The sequence below is a fragment of the Azoarcus sp. PA01 genome (assembly GCA_001274695.2).
Lineage (GTDB): Bacteria > Pseudomonadota > Gammaproteobacteria > Burkholderiales > Rhodocyclaceae > Aromatoleum.
Window position 1 is genome coordinate 1,234,590 of sequence record LARU01000004.1, and the last position, 20,506, is coordinate 1,255,095.

The window sequence follows — 20,506 nt, forward strand, 5'->3', positions numbered from 1 at the left end:
ATAGCCAGCGGCGCCGCGCTGCGGTACGTTGATGCAGAACTGCTACGTGTGGCGCGTGAAATGCATCACGCCGCATATCCACTCATATCGCGAAGGAGATAGGGATGCATTCAGGACGCGGTTACAACGAGGTGCGTATCGGCGACGCATTCGAAACCTCGATGACTCTGACCGAAACCCACATCGTGCTCAGCGCAGGCCTGTTCGGAGACTTCAACCCGCTGCACGTGAACCAGCGCGTCGCCGGGCAGAGCCGGTACGGCAGCCGGATCGCGCACGGCTACGTGACGACCTCGTTCATGGCCGCCCATCTCGGCATGGTTTTTCACGGCACCGCGATCGCGTATGTCGAGCACACGTCGCGGTTCATCGCACCGGTCGTCGCCGGCGACACGCTGACGATGGTGTGGACCGTCGACGCGCTGGACGACAAACCGAAACACCAGGGCGGCATCGTCAGCCTGTCCGGCGCGTGCACGAATCAGGACGGCGTGAAGGTCGCCGAAGCCGAGGCGAAGATGCTGGTCGCCGACAATCCGGGGCGGTGAACGTAATCGTTCCGGTCGCGCTCAGAGCATCGTGCCGTTGAGCCGGCTGTCGATGAGCTCGATCCAGTGCCGCACCGGCGTCGCCGTGCCCGCCTGAAGATGGCCGATGCAACCGATGTTGGCCGACGCGATCAGCGGCGCGCCGCCTGCGCCGAGCGCGGCCAGCTTGTCGTCGCGCAGGCGCTGCGACAATTCCGGCTGCAGCAGCGAATAGGTGCCGGCCGACCCGCAGCACAGATGGGCGTCGCGCACCGGCGTCGGTGAGTATCCGGCGGCAGCGAGCAGGTTTTCGACGACGCCACGAATCCGCTGCCCATGCTGCAGCGTGCACGGCGAATGAAACGCGACCGCTTCCGGCTCGCCGCAACGACGCTCCAGCAATTCGTGCAGGCGCTCGCTTTCGGCAGCGAGGATCTCGGCGACATCGCGGGTCATCGCTGCGATGCGCGCGGCGCGGTCGGCATAGGCCGAGTCCTGCGCGAGTAGATGGGCATAATCCCTGACCTGCACCCCGCAGCCCGAAGCCGTCATGACGATCGCCTCGACCTCGCCGCGCTCGATGGCCGGCCACCACGCGTCGATGTTGCGGCGTGCATCGTCCCGCCCGCCTTCCTGGTCGTTGAGGTGATAACGCACCGCGCCGCAACAGCCGGCACCCGGCATCTCGACGAGCGACACGCCCAGCGTATCGAGGACGCGTGCGGTGGCCGCGTTGATCGACGGCGCCATCGCCGGTTGCGCACAACCGGCCAGCGCGATCATGCGTCGCGCATGGCGCCGAGTGGGCCGCGGTCCGGCGGGCCGAAGCTCGGCGACTTTCTCCCGCAGCGCCGGCGGGAGCAGGCGGCGCACCGTGCGGCCGGCCTTCATCGCGGCGCCGAACAAGCCGGCGCGCGGAACGAACTCGCGCAGCGCCCAGCGCTTTGCCCGGTCCACGCCGGTGCGCGGCACGCGCGCTTCGACGAGGTGGCGGCCGATATCGGCAAGGCGGCCGTACTGCACGCCGGACGGGCAAGTGGTTTCGCACGAGCGGCACGTCAGGCAGCGGTCCAGATGCAAGCGTGTCTTTTCGGTGACGTCGTGCCCCTCGAGCAGCTGCTTGATCAGGTAGATCCGTCCGCGCGGCCCGTCGAGCTCGTCGCCGAGCAGCTGGTAGGTCGGGCACGTCGCGGTGCAAAAGCCGCAATGCACGCAGCTGCGCAGGATCGCTTCGGCCTCGCGCCCTTCGGCAGTGTCCTTGATGAAATCGGCAAGCTGGGTGTGCATGTCAGAGTCCGTCGTAGAGGCGGCCGGGATTGAAGATGCCGGCCGGGTCGAAGGCGTGCTTGAGGCGACGGTGGATCGTCATCAGCGGAGCCGCCAGCGGATGGAACACCTGTCCGTTGCGCGCTCCGCCGCGGAACAGCGTCGCGTGGCCGCCGAGCGCCGCGGTCCGCTCGCGGATCATGTCGGCGCCGGCCGTCGAGCGCAGCCAGCGCAGCGCGCCGCCCCACTCGATCAACTGCTGCCCGGCGAGTTTGAGCGGCGCGGCGGAACTCGGCACCGACAGCCGCCACAGCGACGTCCCTGCCTCGTCGAGCGCCGCGTCGCCGAAGAAGTCCGCCGTCTGTTCGCGCAGCCCGGCCCAGAACGCGTCCGCCGCATCTTCCGCGACCACCTCCCCGCCGAGTCGCGCCAGCGCCGAGCGCACCGCGGCTTCCGCGCCCGACAGGCGCACGTTCAACACCCCGTCGCTCCACGCCGACGCCGACAGCGGCAGCGGCTGGCCGCTCCATTCGTTGAACCGCGCGATCGCTTCGGCTTCGCTCATCGCGAGGCTCAATGTCGCTTCCGCAACCGGTCGCGGCAGCACTTTCAGCGACACTTCGAGAATCACCCCCAGGGTCCCGAGGCTGCCCGCGATCAGTCGCGAGACGTCGTAGCCGGCGACGTTCTTCATCACCTGGCCACCGAAGGTGAGCACTTCGCCGCGACCGTCAAGGATCTTCACGCCCAGCACGAAGTCGCGCAACGCACCGGCCGCGGCGCGGCGCGGTCCGGAAAGCCCGGCTGCGACACAGCCGCCGATCGTCGCCGTCGCGCCGAAATGCGGCGGCTCGAACGCCAGCATCTGCCGCCGGTCGGCGAGCAGCGCCTCGAGTTCGGCGAGCGGCGTGCCGCCACGCACGGTCACGACCAGTTCGGTCGGTTCGTAGCTGACGATGCCGGCATGGCCGCGCACATCGAACAGCTCGCCGGCCGGCGCCCGCCCGTAAAACGTTTTTGTCCCGCCGCCGCGGATCTGCAGCGCGGTCCCGGTCGCCGCCGCTGCCCGCACGCGCTCCTGCCACTGTTCAATCGCGTCGCTCATTCGCCTCTGCCCTGATGATTGTCTTGTGCGCCGTCCCGGATTCGCCCCGCCGCCGCGTGCCGCGCTGCGCGACCACGCGCAGCGCCAGCCATGAACCGATCAGCGACAGCACCGGCACGCCGACGAGCAACAGCTGGATCCACCCCTTCTCCATCAGAAGCGGGGGATATCCGGGTACGGCACGTGACCCTTGCTGACGCGCTCGCGGCCGTACTCGGCGCAGCGGTTCAGCGTCGGGATCGCCTTGCCGGGATTGAGCAGCCCGGCCGGATCGAACGCGGCCTTCACGCGGAAGAACGTCGTGATCTCGGGCCGTGAAAACTGGCTGCACATCTGGTTGATCTTCTCGATGCCGACGCCATGTTCGCCGGTGATCGTGCCGCCGAGCGCGACCGAGAGCTCGAGGATTTCGGCGCCGAAGTCTTCGGCCCGCGCGAGTTCGCCTGGCTGGTTCGCATCGAACAGGATCAGCGGATGCAGGTTGCCGTCGCCGGCGTGGAAGACGTTGATGCAGCGCAGCCCGTGCTTGCGTTCCATCACCTGGATCGCTTCGAGCATCTCGCCGAGGCGCTTCCTCGGGATCGTGCCGTCCATGCAGTAGTAATCGGGCGAGATGCGCCCCGCAGCGGGAAACGCCGCCTTGCGCCCGGCCCAAAAGCGCATCCGCTCGGCCTCGTCGCGCGACACGCGAATCTCGGTCGCGCCCCCCGCCTCGAGGACCGCACCGACGCGCGCGATCTCCTCGGCGACCTCTTCGGGCGTGCCGTCCGCTTCGCACAGCAGGATCGCCTTCGCATCGAGCGGATAGCCCGCGTGCACGAACTGCTCGACGGCGGCGGTGGCCGGCTGGTCCATCATCTCGAGTCCGGCGGGGATGATGCCCGCGGCGACGATCTCGGCGACGGCCGCGCCGGCCTTGACGACATCGTCGAACGCGGCGAGCACGCACTGCGCGAGCTGCGGTTTGGGCGTGAGCTTGACGGTCACTTCGGTAATGACGGCCAGCATTCCTTCCGAGCCTGTAATCAGCGCGAGCAGGTCGTAGCCGGGCGCGTCGAGCGCGTGATTGCCGAGTTCGACGATCTCGCCTTCGATCGTCACGCCGCGCACGCGGAGCAGGTTATGCACCGTCAGGCCGTACTTCAGGCAATGCACGCCGCCCGAGTTCTCGGCGACGTTGCCGCCGATCGTGCACGCGATCTGCGACGACGGGTCCGGCGCGTAATACTGCCCGTGCGGCGCCGCCGCTTCCGAGATCGCGAGGTTGCGCACGCCCGGCTGGACGACGGCGGTGCGCGCATGCGGGTCGAGATGCAGGATCCGGTTGAAACGCGCCAGCGACAGCACGACGCCATGCGCGTGCGGCAGCGCGCCGCCCGACAGGCCCGTGCCCGCGCCCCGTGCGACCACCGGCGCGCGCAGTTCATGACAGACGCGCAGCACCTCGGCAACCTGTTCCTCGGTCGTGGGCAGCGCGACAATCAGCGGCAGCTGCCGGTAGGCGGAAAGACCATCGCACTCGTAAGGTCGCAGATCCTCGGCGTCGTACATCAGCGCTCCGGCGGGCAGCACGCTCGCCAGCGCTTCGACCAGCCGCACCTTGTCGACCGCGGAAAAATCGACCTCCCGCTCACCCGGTGCCGGCGCTTCGGCGTCGAAGTTCATTGTGCTCCCTCCAGTTGTTCCTTACCCCAACGCGACGGATCGAGCCCGAGGCGGCGCGCGGCGCATACCAGATGGGCCTGCGCCGCAGCGCGCGCGGCGTCCGCGTCGCCATGGGCGATCGCCTCGAAAATCCGCGCATGCTCGGCCTGCGCCTGCCGCGCCCGTCCGCTGCGGTGACCTTCGGCGCTCCACGTCGGCGCCCGGGAGTCCGAGAACTGCCGCCCCATGAATGCCTGGAAGCGCTCGATATGCGGATTCTGCGTCGCCGCGGCGATCGCGACATGGAACGCGTCGTCGTCTCCCACCGCATCGGATTCCGACCCGAGCGCCTCGTCCATCCGCGCGAGCGCTTCACGCAGGCGCCTCAGGTCCGCCGGCGTGCGACGCAGCGCGGCACGCTCGGCCGCGCCGGTTTCGACGAGACAGCGCAGCTCGAAAACATCCGAGATTTCGTCCGTCGGGATCGTCGCCGACGGCGACAGTCCGTGCAGCAGGCGAAAGCTGCCCTGTCCCGGACGGGCGGCGACATAGGCGCCCGAGCCTTGGCGCGTCGTGACGCATCCGTCGGCCTTGAGGCGCGAGATCGCTTCCCGGATCACCGCCCGGCTCACGCCGAATTTCTCGCACAGCAGCTTTTCCGTCGGCAACTGTGCCCCCTTCGGGAGTTGCTGCTCGCTGATCCACTGCTCGAGCTGCCGGGCGATCGCAGCGCCGAGAGAAGGAGGACGTTCGGGTATCGGGGTGGCGCTCATGTCTTCGCAAAGTTGTCTGACAACTTCCGAATACTAACCGCCAAATGTCTCGCTGTCAGCATCGGGACTTACCCTGATGCGCCACTCGCGGATTGCGCCCATCCACCCATCCGCCATTTGCTACCATCGGTTTCCCGCCCGCCCCGAGGCTCCGGTTTCAATGACCTCGCTCCCGCCGCTGCTCGGCCGTCTGCTCCCCTTCCTCGCCTGGCGTCGGCAATGGTCGGCGGCGTCGCTGCGAGGCGACCTGATCGCCGGCATCACGGTTGCGCTGATGATGATCCCGCAGTCGCTGGCCTACGCACAGCTCGCCTCGCTGCCCCCTCATGTCGGGCTTTACGCCGCGCTGCTGCCGGCCATCGTCGCGGCACTCTTCGGCTCGTGCGCGCAGCTGTCGACCGGCCCCGTCGCGCTGACGTCGATCCTCACCGGCGCGAGCCTGCTGCCGTTCGCCGATCCGGCGTCCCCCGCTTTCCTGACGCTGGCGATCCTGCTCGCGCTGCTGTCAGGCTTCATCCAGCTGGCCCTCGGTGCGCTGCGCGCCGGCTGGCTGCTGAATCTGCTTTCCCGCCCGGTGATGACCGGCTTCATCAACGCAGCAGCCCTGATCATCGGGCTGTCGCAGCTGCCGGCGCTGCTCGGCGTGGTAATGCCGCAGTCGACGCATTTCCTGGTCGACTTCTGGACGGCGCTGGGAGCCCTCGGCACCGCGCATCCGCTGTCGGCGGCTTTCGGCGCAGGATCGCTGCTCGCACTGCTGCTGCTCAGGCGTTTTGCGCCACGATTCCCGGCGGTATTGATCGTCGTCGCCTGCGCAACCGCGACTTCGGCGGCAGTCGGCTACGGGTCGCGAGGGGGCGCGGTCGTCGGAGCGATTCCGGCCGGCCTCCCCGTCCTCGGCGTTCCGGAATTCGACTGGAATGCGGCGGTCGCGCTGATCCCGGCCGCATTCGTCATCGCGCTGGTGAGTTTCATGGAAGCGACTTCGAGCGCCAAGCTGATCTCCGGAAAAAGTGGCCAGGACTGGGATCAGAACCAGGAACTCATCGGCCAGGGGTTGGCGAAACTCACCGCGGCGATCAGCGGCGCGCTGCCGGTCAGCGCGTCGTTCTCGCGCTCGGCGCTCAACTACGTCTCCGGCGCGAGGAGCGGGCTCTCGTCGCTGTTCGCCGCCGCGTGCGTGCTCGTGACGCTGCTCTACCTCACGCCGCTCCTGTGGCACCTGCCCAAGGCGGTGCTCGCGGCAATCATCCTGCATGTCATCACCGGCCTGATCGATTTCCGCGCGCTCGCCCGCGCTTGGCAGGCCGGGCGCGACGACGGCCTCGCCTCGACGCTCACCTTCGTCGGCACGCTGGTGTTCGCGCCGAACATCCAGAACGGCGTCCTCGCAGGACTGCTGCTGTCGCTGGCGTTGATGCTCTACCGCGAGATGCGCCCGCGCACGGCGCTGCTCGGCCTGCATCCCGACGGCACTTATCGCGATCTCGCCCGCTTCGGACTCGAGCATCCCGACCCTGCCATCGTCATCCTGCGCTTCGACAGCCCGCTCACGTTCGTCACCGCTGCGGCCTTCGAGCGCGCCGTGCTCGCCGCGGCGGCCACCCACTCCGGCGTGCACACCGTGCTGATCTCCGCCGCGGGCATCAACACGATCGATGCGACCGGCCTGCACACGCTCTCGCTGCTCATCGAGCGCCTGCGCGGAACGAACAGGAACCTGGCTTTCTGCGGCCTGAAAAAACAGGTCATCGACGTGATGCAGAAAACCGGCCTGTGGCTGAGGCTCGGTTCGCACGCCGACTACCGCACCGAACACCAAGCCCTCGAAGCGCTGCGCCAGGACGCCCCGGAAGTCGCGCCGAAGCGCTGATTCCACTTTGTTTTCTTGCACCCACCCGGGCTTCTGCGATACCATCCGAGGTTTTCCGAAATCCGAATTCCCTGGAGCATCGTATGGCTCGCGTCTGTCAAGTGACCGGTAAAGCACCGATGGTGGGAAACAACGTTTCCCACGCTAATAACAAAACCAAGCGCCGCTTCCTGCCGAACCTGCAAAACCGCAGGTTCTGGAGCGAATCCGAAAACCGCTGGATCCGCCTGCGCGTTTCCAATGCCGCCTTGCGCACCATCGACAAGAAGGGCATCGACGTGGTCGTCTCCGAACTTCGCGCCCGCGGCGAGAAGGTCTGACGCCTCGCCACGCAACTGAAGCAAACGTACGGAGACTCACATGGCCAAAGGCGCCCGCGAAAAAATCAAGCTGGAGTCGACCGCAGGTACTGGTCACTTCTACACGACCTCGAAGAACAAGCGCACCACCCCGAACAAGCTCGAGTTCAGCAAGTACGACCCGGTCGTACGCAAGCACGTGCTGTACAAGGAAATCAAGCTGAAGTGAGCTGCCCGGCGGGCGATGCCCGCGCAAGCGTTGGCTCCCGCAAGCAGCAAGAGGCCGCCGGATCGCTCCGGCGGCCTCTTGCTTTCTGGAACCCGTCCCGCGACAGTGATTCAGCGTGCCGGATTGCCAGGACTATCAGGCCTTCTGGATGTTAGAAGCCTGTTTGCCCTTCGGACCCTGGGTAACTTCGAAGGAAACCTTCTCCCCTTCCTTCAACGTCTTGAACCCGTTCATGTTGATCGCGGAGAAGTGCGCGAAGAGATCTTCGCTGCCGTCGTCCGGAGTAATGAAGCCGAAGCCCTTGGAGTCGTTGAACCACTTGACGGTACCAGTTGCCATGTTGCCGTAATCCTTCAAAATTGCTTGAAACGATGCAGGAAATCACCCCTTTAGTGCATCCATGCGCAGTAAAACGCAGCAGTAAAGCCCAATCGGGCTGCGTAGGCAGCCAAAACGTGCAGAACCAGTGCGTTTAGCTTCGCATTTAGCACGATCCTGCTTTTACGCATTTGCAAGAACAGCGTCAAGCGTTTCGTAGAAGGTGGTTTTTTTGCATCGCATCAATTCCCGCCCTTCCCTCCCGCCGTACAACGCCCACCCCGTTGAATGAAGCTGAGCGCCGCCGCCGGGAGCCGTTCTTGCATCGCAACAGCACGGACATCGCTTTTTTGCCGTCGCACCGGCCGTTTTCGCTCTCCCGGTGGCATGTTGCACTCTGCCTCGACTTCATTAGAATGAACCGCATGGCCACTCAAAAGCAGGACGAGTTTTTACTCGAGGCGGAGCAAACTCGCACCAAGCCGCCGCCACTTTATAAGGTGCTACTGCTCAACGACGATTTCACGCCTATGGATTTCGTCATAGTCGTGCTGCAGAAATTTTTTGGCATGGACCGCGAACGGGCGACCCGGGTCATGCTCCAAGTCCACAGAGAAGGCATGGGGGTGTGCGGCGTTTTTCCGAAGGACGTCGCCGCGACCAAGGTCGAACAGGTCGTCGCCTTTGCCCGGCAGCACCAGCATCCGCTGGCGTGCGTGATGGAGGAAAATTGAGAATGATCGCGCAGGAACTTGAAGTCAGTCTGCACATGGCCTTTGTCGAGGCGCGACAGAAGCGGCATGAGTTCATCACTGTTGAACATCTGCTGCTCGCGTTGCTCGACAATCCGTCAGCCGCCGAAGTCTTGCGCGCATGCGCCGCAAACGTCGATGAACTACGGCGTGAATTGACGACTTTCATCAACGAGCACACTCCGAGAGTCGAAGGCGTGGACGAGATCGACACGCAGCCGACGCTTGGATTTCAGCGCGTCATCCAGCGCGCGATACTGCACGTCCAATCGTCGGGCAAGAAGGAAGTGACCGGCGCGAACGTCCTGGTCGCCATTTTCGGCGAGAAGGATTCGCACGCGGTGTACTTCCTGCAACGGCAGAATATTTCGCGACTGGACGTCGTCAACTTCATCTCGCACGGCATTGCGAAAGCGCCTCAGCAAGGGGCGAATGCGCCAGGACGCAGCGAGTCCGAACAAGGCGAACAGGAGACGGAAACGGCACAACCGGGCGGCGCACTCGAGAATTACACGCAGAATCTCAACCAGCAGGCACTGGTCGGCAAGATCGACCCGCTGATCGGACGCGACCGCGAGCTCGAGCGCGTCATCCAGACGCTATGCCGCCGGCGCAAGAACAATCCGCTGCTGGTCGGCGAAGCGGGGGTCGGCAAGACGGCGATCGCCGAAGGCCTGGCACGGCGGATCATCGAAGGGCGGATTCCGGAGATCCTCGAGGGGGCTCAGGTGTATGCGCTCGACATGGGTGCGCTGCTGGCGGGGACGAAGTATCGCGGCGACTTCGAGCAGCGGCTGAAAGCGGTGCTCAAGCAGCTGCGCGAAACCCAGAACGCGATTCTCTTCATCGACGAGATCCATACGCTCATCGGTGCGGGGGCGGCATCGGGCGGCACGCTCGACGCGTCGAACCTGCTCAAGCCGGCGCTGTCCTCCGGGCAACTGAAATGCATCGGCGCGACGACCTATTCGGAGTTCCGCCAGATCTTCGAGAAAGACCACGCGCTGTCGCGGCGTTTCCAGAAAGTCGATGTTTCCGAGCCCTCGGTAGCGGAAACGGTCGAGATCCTGAAAGGCTTGAAGAGCCGTTTCGAGGAACATCACAACGTCAAGTATTCGGCAGCGGCGCTGTCCTCTGCGGCCGAACTTTCGGCGCGCTACATCAACGATCGTCACCTGCCGGACAAGGCGATCGACGTCATCGATGAAGCGGGCGCGGCGCAGCGGATCCTGCCGAAATCGAAACAGCGCAAGCTCATCGGCAAAGGCGAAATCGAGGATATCGTCGCGAAGATCGCGCGGATCCCGCCGCGCAGCGTGTCGAACGACGACAAGACTGCATTGAGGAACCTCGAGCGCGATTTGAAGAACGTCGTGTTCGGCCAGGAAACGGCAATCGACGCGCTCGCGAAGGCGATCAAGATGTCGCGCTCGGGCCTCGGCAATCCGGCGAAACCGATCGGCAGCTTCCTGTTCTCCGGGCCGACCGGTGTTGGCAAGACGGAAGTCGCGCGACAGCTGGCGTTCACGATGGGCATCGAACTGGTGCGCTTCGACATGTCCGAATACATGGAACGCCACGCAGTCAGCCGACTGATCGGCGCGCCGCCGGGATATGTCGGGTTCGACCAGGGCGGGCTGCTCACCGAGGCGATCACGAAGAAGCCGCATTGCGTGCTGCTGCTTGACGAAATCGAGAAAGCGCATCCCGACATCTACAACATTTTGCTGCAGGTGATGGATCACGGCACGCTGACGGACAACAACGGCCGCCAGGCGGACTTCCGCAACGTCATCCTGATCATGACGACGAACGCGGGGGCAGAGTCGATGCAGAAGGCGGTGATCGGTTTTTCGGCCAAGCGCGAAGCGGGCGACGAGATGGCGGACATCAAGCGCATGTTCTCGCCGGAATTCCGCAACCGGCTCGATGCGACGATCTCGTTCAAGGCGCTCGACAACGAAGTCATCCTGCGCGTCGTCGACAAGTTCCTGATGCAGCTCGAGGCGCAGTTGCACGAGAAGAAGGTCGAGGCGCATTTCACCGACGAGCTGAAGGCATGGCTGGCCGGCGAAGGCTTCGACCCGATGATGGGTGCGCGCCCGATGGCTCGCCTGATCCAGGACACGATTCGGTCCGCGTTGGCCGACGAGTTGCTGTTCGGCCGGCTGGCGAACGGGGGCAAGGTGACCATCGATCTCGATGCCGACGGGAAGGTCAAGCTGGTCTTCGACCAGATGGAGGCGGCGACGGCCTGAGCCGCCGCGCTCCGGAAAGGCGGCCCGCGGGCCGCTTTTTTGTTTTTTTGCCCCGCAGCACCCGGTGGCGCGCGTGAATGGCGGCGCCACAGTACACTTTCTCTCCCCTGAAAACGAAGGAAGAAGCATGGAATTCCAGACCGCCGATCTGTGCGATGCGCACGAAACCCGCGTCAAAGTCGTCAGCCCGATGTTCCGGAGCTACGGCGCACGCACTGCCTTTTGCGGCCCGATCACGACACTCAAGGTGTTCGAGGACAACTCCCTGGTGCGTGCGGCGCTCGAAGAACCGGGCGAAGGCAAAGTGCTCGTCGTCGACGGCGGTGGCTCGCTGCGCTGCGCGCTCGTCGGCGACCAGTTGGCGCTGCTCGGCGTGAAAAACGGGTGGGCCGGAGTCATCGTCTACGGCTGCATTCGAGACTCGAAGCCGATCGGCACGATGGAACTGGGAGTGTTCGCGCTCGGCACTCATCCGCTCAAGAGCATCAAGAAAGGCGCCGGCGAGCGTGACATCGCCGTGACGTTCGGCGGCGTGACCTTCACGCCCGGGCATTTCCTTTACGCCGACGAGGACGGGATCGTCGTTTCGGAATCGTCGCTGCTCTGATTCCTTCCCGCGGCGAGCCGGCGTGCAGCTGCGCCGGCTTCATGCATTGCATGCTCCCCCGGCGCTTTCCGGAGCAACGCGGTCAACAGCATTTTCTGCGGCAATGCAGCAGCAATTCATTTCACAACGCCGTCTGCGATTCCACGATGCAAAATTTCGCCCTTAAATTCCTGAAAAGCAACGCCTAAATAATTTCTTATATCTTATATAAGACCTGTTGCTGCAGAGCGAAAACCTTCCTATACTCCTCGTCACTCGATGTCGCCTGCGCCGCACGACGGCAATCGAACGGAAATGAATCCGCGGGCACATCGCCAGACGCGCGCGAGGAACGTTTCCACGCTCATAAATCGTTAGCCAACAAGGAATCTGCCATGACCCTGACCCGCGAACAGCAAATCGCCGCCATCGAGAAAGACTGGGCTGAAAACCCCCGCTGGAAAGGCATCAAGCGCAACTACACTGCCGCCGATGTCGTCCGCCTCCGTGGTTCGATCCAGCCCGAAAGCACCCTGGCGCGCGTCGGTGCGGAAAAGCTGTGGAACCTTGTGAACAACGAACCGTACGTCAATTGCCTCGGCGCGCTGACCGGCGGTCAGGCGATGCAGCAGGTCAAGGCCGGCATCAAGGCGATCTACCTGTCGGGCTGGCAAGTTGCGGCCGACAACAACTCGTACGCCGCGATGTACCCGGACCAGTCGCTGTACCCCGTCAACTCGGTGCCGACGGTCGTCGAGCGCATCAACAACGCGTTCCAGCGTGCCGACCAGATCCAGTGGTCGAAGAACATCAACAAGGGCGACAAGGGCTACGTCGACTACTTCGCGCCGATCGTTGCCGATGCCGAAGCCGGTTTCGGCGGCGTGCTGAACGCTTTCGAGCTGATGAAGGCGATGATCCGCGCCGGCGCCGCGGGCGTGCACTGGGAAGACCAGCTCGCTTCGGTGAAGAAGTGCGGCCACATGGGTGGCAAGGTGCTGGTGCCGACCGCCGAAGCCGTGCAGAAGCTGCTTGCCGCCCGCCTCGCCGCGGACGTCATGGGCGTGCCGACGCTGGTGATCGCCCGTACCGACGCCGAAGCAGCCGACCTGCTGACGAGCGACTACGACGCGAACGACAAGCCTTTCCTGACCGGCGAGCGCACCGCTGAAGGCTTCTACAAGACCAACAAGGGGCTCGAGCAGGCGATCTCCCGCGCGATCGCGTACGCCGAATATGCCGACCTCGTGTGGTGCGAAACCGGCACGCCGGACCTCGAGTTCGCGCGCAAGTTCGCCGAAGCGGTGCATGCCAAGCACCCGGGCAAGATGCTCGCCTACAACTGCTCGCCGTCGTTCAACTGGAAGAAGAACCTCGACGATGCGACGATCGCGAAGTTCCAGCGCGAGCTCGGCGCGATGGGCTACAAGTACCAGTTCATCACGTTGGCCGGTATCCATTCGATGTGGTACAACATGTTCGACCTCGCCCAGGACTACGCGAAGCGCGGCATGTCGGCTTACGTCGAGAAAGTCCAGGAGCCCGAGTTCGCTGCGCGTGACCGTGGCTACACTTTCGTGTCGCACCAGCAGGAAGTCGGCACGGGTTACTTCGACGAAGTGACGACGGTGATCCAGGGCGGTACCTCGAGCGTTACCGCGCTGACCGGTTCGACCGAAGAAGAACAGTTCCACTGATCGTTTCGATCCGGGCAGGCCGCGATCAGGCCTGCCCATCCCGGCAAGCCGCGTTCACGAGACGCGGCTTTTTGTTTGGGGAGCGGCACCCGTGCCGCCCTCCGCTTCGGGCGGAGCCGCCTGCAACGCGCGGCCCCTTGCAATTTCACGGCGCGCGGGTCGGCGCCGCGGGACCTTCCATGCCCGCCGGTCGTTGTTGCCGCTCGCCCCAGTGGCGACGGCCCCCGACGTGAAACTGCTCGTCGAAAGTCTTCTTCTGCGCAGCATCGAGCACGTCATAAAACTTCGCGGCGGCCGCGTGCATTTCCCGCATCGATTCGAGCTGCGTTTCGGCGAACGTCTCCATGCGCTCCATCCGCTCGGGCGCGGTCATCGGGCGCTCGGCGGATCGCTTCGACTGAATCTGCTCGGCGGCCTTCTGCGCCCTGCTGCGCATCGCGGCGCTGAACGTCTCCCACGCCGGGCGCTGCTCCGGGCGGAGCGCGAGGGCGTCCTGCAGTTGGGCCAGATGCCGGTCCGCGCGCGCACTCATCGCTTCGGGATCCATGCGATGCTTCATGCCGTGCATGCCCCCATGCATGCCACCGTGCATGTCATGCCAGCCCCCACCGCCTCCGGCAATGACGGCGGGAGCGGAGAAAGCTGCCGTCGCGGCGACAGCCGCGGCAACTGCGGTCTTGATCCAGGTTTTCATGATGGTTCTCCGTGTTGATCTGGAACGCCCTTCGAGTCCGGGCGGCGCAATCATTTGAACACCGGGATGTAAGCCGCATTTGTCCGCAGCGCTCCCGTTTGCATGAGCATGTCTCGGCGCGCGGCGCAGATACTCTGGGATACAAGACACTCCGGCGCTCCCCTTATGATTCACATCAGAGATTCATTCGCCGCCCCGCTTCGACCGCCGCCAGCCCGGAACATGACCGCCTCCAACGACCACATCCTCATCGTCGACGATGACAAAGAGATTCGCAGCCTGCTCGCCGACTATCTCGAGAAGCAGGGGCTGCGCTGCACGACCGCGGCCGACGGACGCGAGATGAAAGCCGCGCTCGAGCGTCATCGCGTCGACCTGATCGTGCTCGACATCATGATGCCGGGCGAGGACGGGCTGACGCTGTGCCGCAACCTGCGGGCCGGCGGCAGTGCCTACCCAAACCTGCCGGTGCTGATGCTCACCGCGCGCGGCGAAGACATGGACCGGATCGTCGGCCTGGAGATGGGCGCTGACGATTACCTGCCCAAGCCGTTCGTGCCGCGCGAGCTCTATGCCCGCATCCGCGCGATCCTGCGCCGCGCCCGCGCGCTGCCGCCGAACCTCGAAAGCTCGCCCGCCGATCATGCGGGCCAGCTGCACTTTGCCGGCTGGCGGCTCGATACCGCGGGCCGGCACCTGATCGACCAGGACGGCACGATCGTCCCGCTGTCGGGCGCCGAGCATCGCCTGCTGATGGTGTTCCTCACCCATCCTCAGCGCGTGCTCAGTCGGGATCAGCTGATGGAACTGACGCAGGGCCGCGAAGCCGACGCGTTCGACCGCTCGATCGATCTGCTCGTCAGCCGCCTGCGCCAGCGCCTGCGCGACAATGCCCGCGAGCCCGCGATCATTAAGACGGTGCGCAACGAAGGGTACGTGCTCGCGAGCACCGTCGCGGTCGCCGAACCGCCTGCGCGCGCATGAGCGCTCCGTGGCCACGCACGCTGTTCGCCCGCCTGATGCTGATCTGGCTGATCGGCATCGCGCTGGTGCTGACGGTGAGCCTTGCGCTGTTCGTCGGCGAACGGCATCGGCACGGGCGCGACGTGCTGTTCGAAGGCGTCGCAAGGGAGATCGTCGCGATCGTCGACGTGCTCGACAGCCTCCCGCCCGAGCAGCGCGAGGACTGGATCAGAACGCTCGGCCGACGGCGCCTGCGGCTCACGCTGGAGGTGCCCCCGCCCGACGCGCAGCCGCTGACGGCCGGTTCTCCGCTGCGAAAAGCGCTGAATCAGGCCCTGCCCGATCGCGAGGTGGGAGTCTTCGAGCACTCCCGGACACGCGACGACGCCCATCCACGCCGTGCGCAACCGCTCGCGAGCGTACGCCTCGCTGACGGTGCGCCGCTGACGGTCCGCCTGCCGGGAGCCCTGTTCGCCCCCCCTCCGCCGCTGCCGCCCGGCAGTCTCGTCGCCGCGCTGCTCGCGCTGATCGCCGGCGTCACGCTGCTGTCGTGGCTCGCGGTGCGCATCGCGACGCGGCCGCTGTCGCGGCTCGCTGCCGCAGCCGATGCGCTCGGTGCCGATCCGAACCATCCGCCGATCGACACCGACGGCCCGGTCGAGGTCGCCCGCGCGGCGCACGCCTTCAACCGGATGCAGCAACGCCTGCAGCAGCATGTCGGCGAGCGCACGCGGATCCTGGCTGCGATCTCGCACGACCTGCAGACGCCGATCACGCGCCTGCGGCTGCGCGCCGAGCTCGTCGAGGACGAAGCGGTGCGGGCGAAAATCCAGTCCGATCTCGACGCCATGCAGGCGCTCGCGAAGGAAGGCCTCGACTACGCGCGCAGCCTGGACGCGACCGCCGCCGCCAGCGCGATCGACCTCAATGCGCTGGTCGCTGCACTCTGCGAGGACGCAGGCGACATGGGCTGGCACGTGACGCTTGCGGGGCGGACGGGAACGCCATGCCACGCGCGCCTGGGCGCGCTGCGCCGCGCGCTGTGGAACCTGATCGAAAACGGCGTGAAGTTCGGCGGCCGCGTCGACGTCACCATCGCCGAAACGCCGCAGCGCTTCGAGATCCGCGTGCGCGACCACGGCCCGGGCTTGCCGGAAGCCGAACTCGAAAAAGTGTTCGAGCCTTTCTATCGTGCCGAAGCGTCACGCAGCCGGGACACCGGCGGCACGGGCCTCGGCCTTGCGATCGCGCGCAACCTGCTGCGCGCGCAAGGGGGCGACGTGTCGCTGGCGAACCGCCCGGGCGGCGGGCTCGAAGCGCTCGTGACGCTGCCGCACTCGAGCACCCGCAGCAGCGCGGCCCGCTGAAGGAACCCCAACGAATCCGCAGCGCGTCGCCGAGCGCTGCCCGCTCAACGCCCGCGCAGCACGATCGCAACGCCGCCGAGAATCGCCACCGACGCCAGTACGAGCCGCAACGTCACGACTTCGCCGAGCAGCAGCACACCGCCGAGCGCAGCGATCACCGGCACGCTCAGCTGCACGGTCGCCGCGTCGGTCGCGCTGAGGCCGCGCAGCGCGGCATACCAGACGACATAGCCGGCACCGGACGCCAACGCGCCTGACAGCACCGCGTACAGCACGCCCGCCGATTGGATGTTGACGCTGCCGACCCCGAGCATTGCCAGCGCGATCGCCATCGGCACGGTGCGCAGGAAGTTTCCGGCGGTCGCCGCGAGCGGGTCGCGCGTGCCGCGTCCGCGCAGCGAATACACACCCCACGCGATGCCGGCACCGACCATCAGCAGCGCGCCGCCGAGCGGCGGAGCGGACAGGCCCGGCAGCACCAGATAAATGAACCCGCCGAACGCGAGCAGCAGCCCCGCCAGTTGCGCCATCGTCAGCCGCTCGCCACGCACGAGCCCGGTGAGGATCATCGTCGCCTGCACTGCCGCGAACAGCAGCAGCGCGCCGACACCGGTCGGCAAGGACACATACGCGAACGAAAATGCCGCGGCATACGCGAACAACGCAGACGCGGAGCGCCAGTTCCCGGCGCGCGCAGGCGCCACGCCGCGCGCGCCGAGCAGCAGCGCCAATGCCAGCGCGCCCGACAGCAGGCGGATCACCGTGAAGCTCGCGGCGTCAATCGCGTCCTGCTGCAGCCCAAGCCGGCACAGCACCGAGTTCGCAGCGAACGCGAGCATCGCGACCGCCGTCAGCGATACCGCGCGGGTTTTCGTCATGAGCAGTCTCCGGTCGGCGCGCCATAGCGAATCGCCAGCGCGCGAAAGTGTGCGACTTCGTCCGCGCACCACTGCGCATCGCGTCCGAGTTCCTCGGCGAGCAGCGTCGCGACCGTTGGGGCCGCCGCGCTCGCGCGGGCAGCGTCGAGAAACAGCGCGCGATGCCGGCGCGCCAGCACGTCCTCGACGCCGCGCGCGAGCTCGAACCGCGCGGCATGACGCACTTCGGCTTCGGTCAGCGTCAGGCCGTCCTGTATGCGCCGTCCGGCACCGGGCAGCCCGTCGACGACCGCCCGCTCGCTGCCGTAGCAGTCGCCGCAAAAGCCGGTGGTCGCGCCATGCAGGCGCAGTGCGGCAGTGGCTGCGGGGCGTCGCGGCAGCCTCGCGACAGCGCAAGCCCGTTCGACGGTTTCCTCGGCCATCCGCCGGTACGTCGTCCATTTGCCGCCGGTGATCGTCACCAGCCCGCCGGGCGACACCTCGATGCAATGCTCGCGCGACAGCCGCGGCGTCGCCGTCTTCTCGTCGTCACCGACGAGCGGCCGGAGGCCGACGAAGATGCTGCGAACATCGCCTCGCGTCGGCGCCGGCACGAGATAGCGCGCCGCAGTCGCGAGGATGAACTCCACTTCACCGGGCAAAGCGTCGGGCTCCAGCGGCACGTCGGAGCGAGCCGTATCGGTCGTCCCAATCAGGACTTTGCCTTGCCACGGAATGACGAACAGCACGCGTCCATCCGGCGTCTGCGGCACCAGCAACGCGGCATCGCCCGGAAGGAAACTCCGGTCGACGACGACGTGCACGCCTTGACTCGGGCGCACCAGCGCACGGGCCGCAGGACGCTCGAGGCGCCGCACCGCATCGGCCCATACGCCGGTCGCATTGATGACGACGCGGGCAGCGATACGGAAAAGCTCACCGCTCTCCGCATCCCGCGCGATGACGCCGCGAACGCTGCCGGCTTCGATGATCAGGTCGTCGACCGGCAGGTAGTTGAGCGCCAGGCCGCCGAGGTCGAACACCGTGCGCATCAGCGCGATCGCCAGGCGCGCATCGTCGAACTGGGCGTCCCAGTAGGCGATCCCGCCCCTCAGCCCGACGCGACTGAGGCCTGGCAGCGCCGCGGCAGTGGCGGCCGCGTCGAGCCTCCGGCTGCGTTCGATGCCGTGAATGCCGGCAAGCAGATCGTAAAAACCGAGCCCCAGCGCGAAGCGCGTCCGGTCGTGCCAGTGATAGGCGGGCACGACGAAACGCAGCGGATGAACGAGGTGAGGCGCATTCGCCAGCAGCCGCGAACGCTCGGCCAGCGCTTCGCGCACCAGCGCGAGCTCGCCCCGGACAAGATAGCGCACGCCGCCGTGGATCAGCTTCGTCGCACGCGAACTGGTCCCTTTCGCGAAGTCGCATGCTTCGACAAGCAGCGTCGAATAGCCGCGCGCAGCGGCATCGACCGCGCACCCTAGGCCGGTCGCGCCGCCGCCAATGACGACCACATCCCAGCGCTGCGAGCGGCGCAGGCGATCGAGCAGCGCCGCGCGGGCAAGTCGGCGCTCCCACGCAACTGATTGGCCGTGCCCATGAAAACCGGTCTCCTGCGCCGCATGGACGCTTCCCTCCTCGCCGCCCACCCTCATGCCGCGGCCCAGCCCCGGGCCCGTTCGATCGCCCGCCGCCAGCGCGCGATCGCCGCCTCGCGCCGCTCCTCCGCCATCACCGGCTCGAAGCGGCGTTCGGCGCGCCAGTGCGACGCAAGCTCCTCGATGCCGGACCACATTCCCACTCCGAGCCCGGCGAGATACGCCGCTCCGAGCGCAGTGGTCTCGAGCATTTTCGGACGGACCACCGGAACTCCGAGCAGATCCGCCTGGATCTGCATCAGCAGATCGTTTGCCGCCGCACCGCCATCGACCCGCAGTTCGGCCAGCGGCCCGGCGCCGTCGCGGTTCATCGCGGCGACGAGATCGACCGTCTGCAACGCGATCGCCTCGAGGGCTGCGCGCGCGATGTGCGCAGCACCCGTGCCGCGGGTCAGCCCGAGCAGCGTGCCGCGCGCATACGCGTCCCAGTACGGTGCGCCGAGCCCGGTAAACGCCGGCACCAGCACGACCCCGTCGCTGTCCGCGACGCTCGCGGCGAGCGCCTCGACGTCCTCCGCGCGCCTGATCAGCCCCAGCCCGTCGCGCAGCCACTGCACGAGCGCGCCACCGATGAAAATGCTGCCTTCGAGCGCGTAACAGGTCTCGCCCTGCGAGCGCCAACCGATCGTCGTCAGCAGACGGTTCGTCGACGTCACCGGCGCCGCGCCGGTGTTCATCAGCAGGAAGCAGCCAGTGCCGTAAGTGTTTTTCGCCATCCCGTGGGCAAAGCATGCCTGGCCGAACGTCGCTGCCTGCTGGTCTCCGCCGATGCCGGCGATCGGCACCGCTGCGCCGAGCACATCGGCGCAGGTCGTGCCGCACACTCCGCTGCTGTCGACGATGCGCGGCAACAGCGCGGGCGGAATGTCGAGCAGCGCGAGCAGCGATTCGTCCCATTCGCAGCGGTGGATGTTGAACAGCATCGTTCGCGACGCGTTGCCGGCGTCGGTCACGTGCAGCGCGCCGCCGCTGAGGTGCCAGACCAGCCAGCTGTCGACGGTGCCGAACGCCAGTTCGCCCGCCCGGGCCCGGGCGCGTGCGTCGGGGACCTGGTCGAGCAGCCAGGCGAGCTTCGTCGCCGAGAAATAGGCGTCGAGCTCGAGGCCGGTGCTCGCGCGGATCAGGTCGGCGTGGCCGGCCTCGCGCAGCCGGTCGCATGCTGCCGCAGTGCGCCGATCCTGCCAGACGATCGCCGGTGCGAGCGCCCGGCCGGTCGAACGTTCCCACAGCAGCGTGGTTTCGCGCTGATTCGTGATGCCGACCGCAGCCAGCGCAGAAGCGGCGACGCCGGCCCGGGCAAGCGCCGTCCTGGCGCAATCGAACTGGGTCGCGAGAAGCTGCGCCGGATCGTGCTCGACCCAGCCGGGCTGCGGGTAGTGCTGCGCGAACGTCTGCTGGGCGGCGCCCTTCACCTGCCCGTCGCGATCCAGCACGAGCGCCCGCGAGCTCGTCGTCCCCTGGTCCAGGGCCAGCAGATAACTCATGACGCCTCCGGCGGTGCTCGCAATGACGCAAGACTACCGCGCCCCCGTCCGCGTGACCATCCCGCACTAGGGTCTGCCGGCGTCGGACATCGCGATTGAAGCGCCCATCGGCCGGGACTATAGTAGTCCGCATAATTCAATGGCCCTGCGGAGGCA

20 protein-coding genes are annotated in these 20,506 nt (G+C 66.6%); 10 read left to right on the top strand and 10 right to left on the bottom strand.

Going from position 1 to position 20,506, the window contains the following annotated elements:
• Positions 1–104: 104 nt before the first annotated feature.
• Positions 105–548: a MaoC/PaaZ C-terminal domain-containing protein gene (locus tag PA01_18025; GenBank protein KON80280.1), complete on the top strand. Its 444-nt coding sequence runs from the start codon at positions 105–107 to the stop codon at positions 546–548.
• 21 nt (positions 549–569) lie between these two features.
• On the opposite strand, the gene glcF is transcribed toward PA01_18025, so the two are convergent.
• The 5 genes from glcF to PA01_18045 are packed head-to-tail and all read right to left on the bottom strand — an operon-like array spanning position 570 to position 5,315.
• Positions 570–1,814 carry a glycolate oxidase subunit GlcF gene (gene glcF, locus PA01_18030; protein ID KON80281.1) on the bottom strand — a complete coding sequence of 415 codons (1,245 nt, stop codon included), beginning with the start codon at positions 1,812–1,814 and terminating at the stop codon, positions 570–572.
• 1 nt (position 1,815) lies between these two features.
• On the bottom strand, positions 1,816–2,898 hold the full coding sequence (gene glcE / locus PA01_18035) for a glycolate oxidase subunit GlcE (GenBank protein KON80282.1): 1,083 nt from the start codon (positions 2,896–2,898) through the stop codon (positions 1,816–1,818).
• The gene (locus PA01_19215; protein ID KAI5912373.1) at positions 2,882–3,052 is read right to left on the bottom strand and encodes a hypothetical protein; all 171 of its coding nucleotides are present in this window, start codon (positions 3,050–3,052) and stop codon (positions 2,882–2,884) included. The genes glcE and PA01_19215 overlap by 17 nt, the downstream gene beginning before the upstream one ends.
• Positions 3,052–4,563: an FAD-binding protein gene (locus tag PA01_18040; protein KON80283.1), complete on the bottom strand. Its 1,512-nt coding sequence runs from the start codon at positions 4,561–4,563 to the stop codon at positions 3,052–3,054. The genes PA01_19215 and PA01_18040 overlap by 1 nt, the downstream gene beginning before the upstream one ends.
• Positions 4,560–5,315, bottom strand: a complete 756-nt coding sequence (locus PA01_18045; GenBank protein ID KON80284.1) for a FadR family transcriptional regulator — start codon at positions 5,313–5,315, stop codon at positions 4,560–4,562. The genes PA01_18040 and PA01_18045 overlap by 4 nt, the downstream gene beginning before the upstream one ends.
• 160 nt (positions 5,316–5,475) lie before the next feature.
• On the opposite strand from PA01_18045, the gene sulP reads away from it, so the two are divergent.
• The 3 genes from sulP to rpmG all read left to right on the top strand — a co-directional run bounded on the left by sulP (position 5,476) and on the right by rpmG (position 7,716).
• Entirely contained in the window at positions 5,476–7,188 is a 1,713-nt protein-coding gene (gene sulP / locus PA01_18050; GenBank protein ID KON80285.1) for a sulfate permease, read from the top strand.
• An 83-nt stretch (positions 7,189–7,271) separates the two neighbouring features.
• Complete coding sequence (gene rpmB / locus PA01_18055) at positions 7,272–7,508, top strand: 50S ribosomal protein L28 (GenBank protein KON80286.1); 237 nt, start codon at positions 7,272–7,274, stop codon at positions 7,506–7,508.
• Between the two features lie 40 nt (positions 7,509–7,548).
• Positions 7,549–7,716, top strand: a complete 168-nt coding sequence (gene rpmG, locus PA01_18060; protein KON80287.1) for a 50S ribosomal protein L33 — start codon at positions 7,549–7,551, stop codon at positions 7,714–7,716.
• Positions 7,717–7,851: 135 nt separating this feature from the next.
• On the opposite strand, the gene PA01_18065 is transcribed toward rpmG, so the two are convergent.
• Positions 7,852–8,055 (bottom strand): cold-shock protein, encoded by a 204-nt coding sequence (locus tag PA01_18065; protein ID KON80288.1) that lies wholly within the window; start codon positions 8,053–8,055, stop codon positions 7,852–7,854.
• 404 nt (positions 8,056–8,459) lie between these two features.
• Here PA01_18065 and clpS point away from each other — a divergent pair, with 404 nt between their 5' ends.
• The 4 genes from clpS to aceA all read left to right on the top strand — a co-directional run bounded on the left by clpS (position 8,460) and on the right by aceA (position 13,327).
• A complete protein-coding gene (gene clpS, locus PA01_18070; GenBank protein KON80289.1) occupies positions 8,460–8,768 on the top strand; it encodes an ATP-dependent Clp protease adapter ClpS in 309 nt (102 codons plus the stop codon).
• Positions 8,769–8,770: 2 nt separating this feature from the next.
• Positions 8,771–11,044 (top strand): ATP-dependent Clp protease ATP-binding subunit ClpA, encoded by a 2,274-nt coding sequence (gene clpA, locus PA01_18075; protein ID KON80290.1) that lies wholly within the window; start codon positions 8,771–8,773, stop codon positions 11,042–11,044.
• A 127-nt stretch (positions 11,045–11,171) separates the two neighbouring features.
• A complete protein-coding gene (rraA, locus tag PA01_18080) occupies positions 11,172–11,651 on the top strand; it encodes a ribonuclease E activity regulator RraA (protein ID KON80291.1) in 480 nt (159 codons plus the stop codon).
• Positions 11,652–12,025: 374 nt separating this feature from the next.
• Entirely contained in the window at positions 12,026–13,327 is a 1,302-nt protein-coding gene (aceA, locus tag PA01_18085) for an isocitrate lyase (protein ID KON80292.1), read from the top strand.
• Positions 13,328–13,472: 145 nt separating this feature from the next.
• Here aceA and PA01_18090 read toward each other — a convergent pair whose 3' ends face one another.
• Entirely contained in the window at positions 13,473–14,021 is a 549-nt protein-coding gene (locus PA01_18090) for a Spy/CpxP family protein refolding chaperone (GenBank protein ID KON80293.1), read from the bottom strand.
• Between the two features lie 222 nt (positions 14,022–14,243).
• Between PA01_18090 and PA01_18095 the strand changes: the two genes are divergently transcribed.
• A complete protein-coding gene (locus tag PA01_18095) occupies positions 14,244–15,005 on the top strand; it encodes a response regulator (GenBank protein KON80294.1) in 762 nt (253 codons plus the stop codon).
• Complete coding sequence (locus tag PA01_18100; GenBank protein KON80295.1) at positions 15,002–16,351, top strand: ATP-binding protein; 1,350 nt, start codon at positions 15,002–15,004, stop codon at positions 16,349–16,351. The genes PA01_18095 and PA01_18100 overlap by 4 nt, the downstream gene beginning before the upstream one ends.
• A gap of 44 nt (positions 16,352–16,395) precedes the next feature.
• Here PA01_18100 and PA01_18105 read toward each other — a convergent pair whose 3' ends face one another.
• From PA01_18105 to glpK, 3 genes are read right to left on the bottom strand one after another with little or no spacing between them, the layout of a single operon-like run.
• Entirely contained in the window at positions 16,396–17,229 is an 834-nt protein-coding gene (locus tag PA01_18105) for a DMT family transporter (protein ID KON80296.1), read from the bottom strand.
• Entirely contained in the window at positions 17,226–18,863 is a 1,638-nt protein-coding gene (locus tag PA01_18110) for a glycerol-3-phosphate dehydrogenase/oxidase (GenBank protein ID KON80434.2), read from the bottom strand. The genes PA01_18105 and PA01_18110 overlap by 4 nt, the downstream gene beginning before the upstream one ends.
• Entirely contained in the window at positions 18,860–20,350 is a 1,491-nt protein-coding gene (gene glpK / locus PA01_18115) for a glycerol kinase GlpK (protein ID KON80297.1), read from the bottom strand. Before glpK ends, PA01_18110 begins: the two co-directional genes overlap by 4 nt.
• Positions 20,351–20,506: the final 156 nt, after the last annotated feature.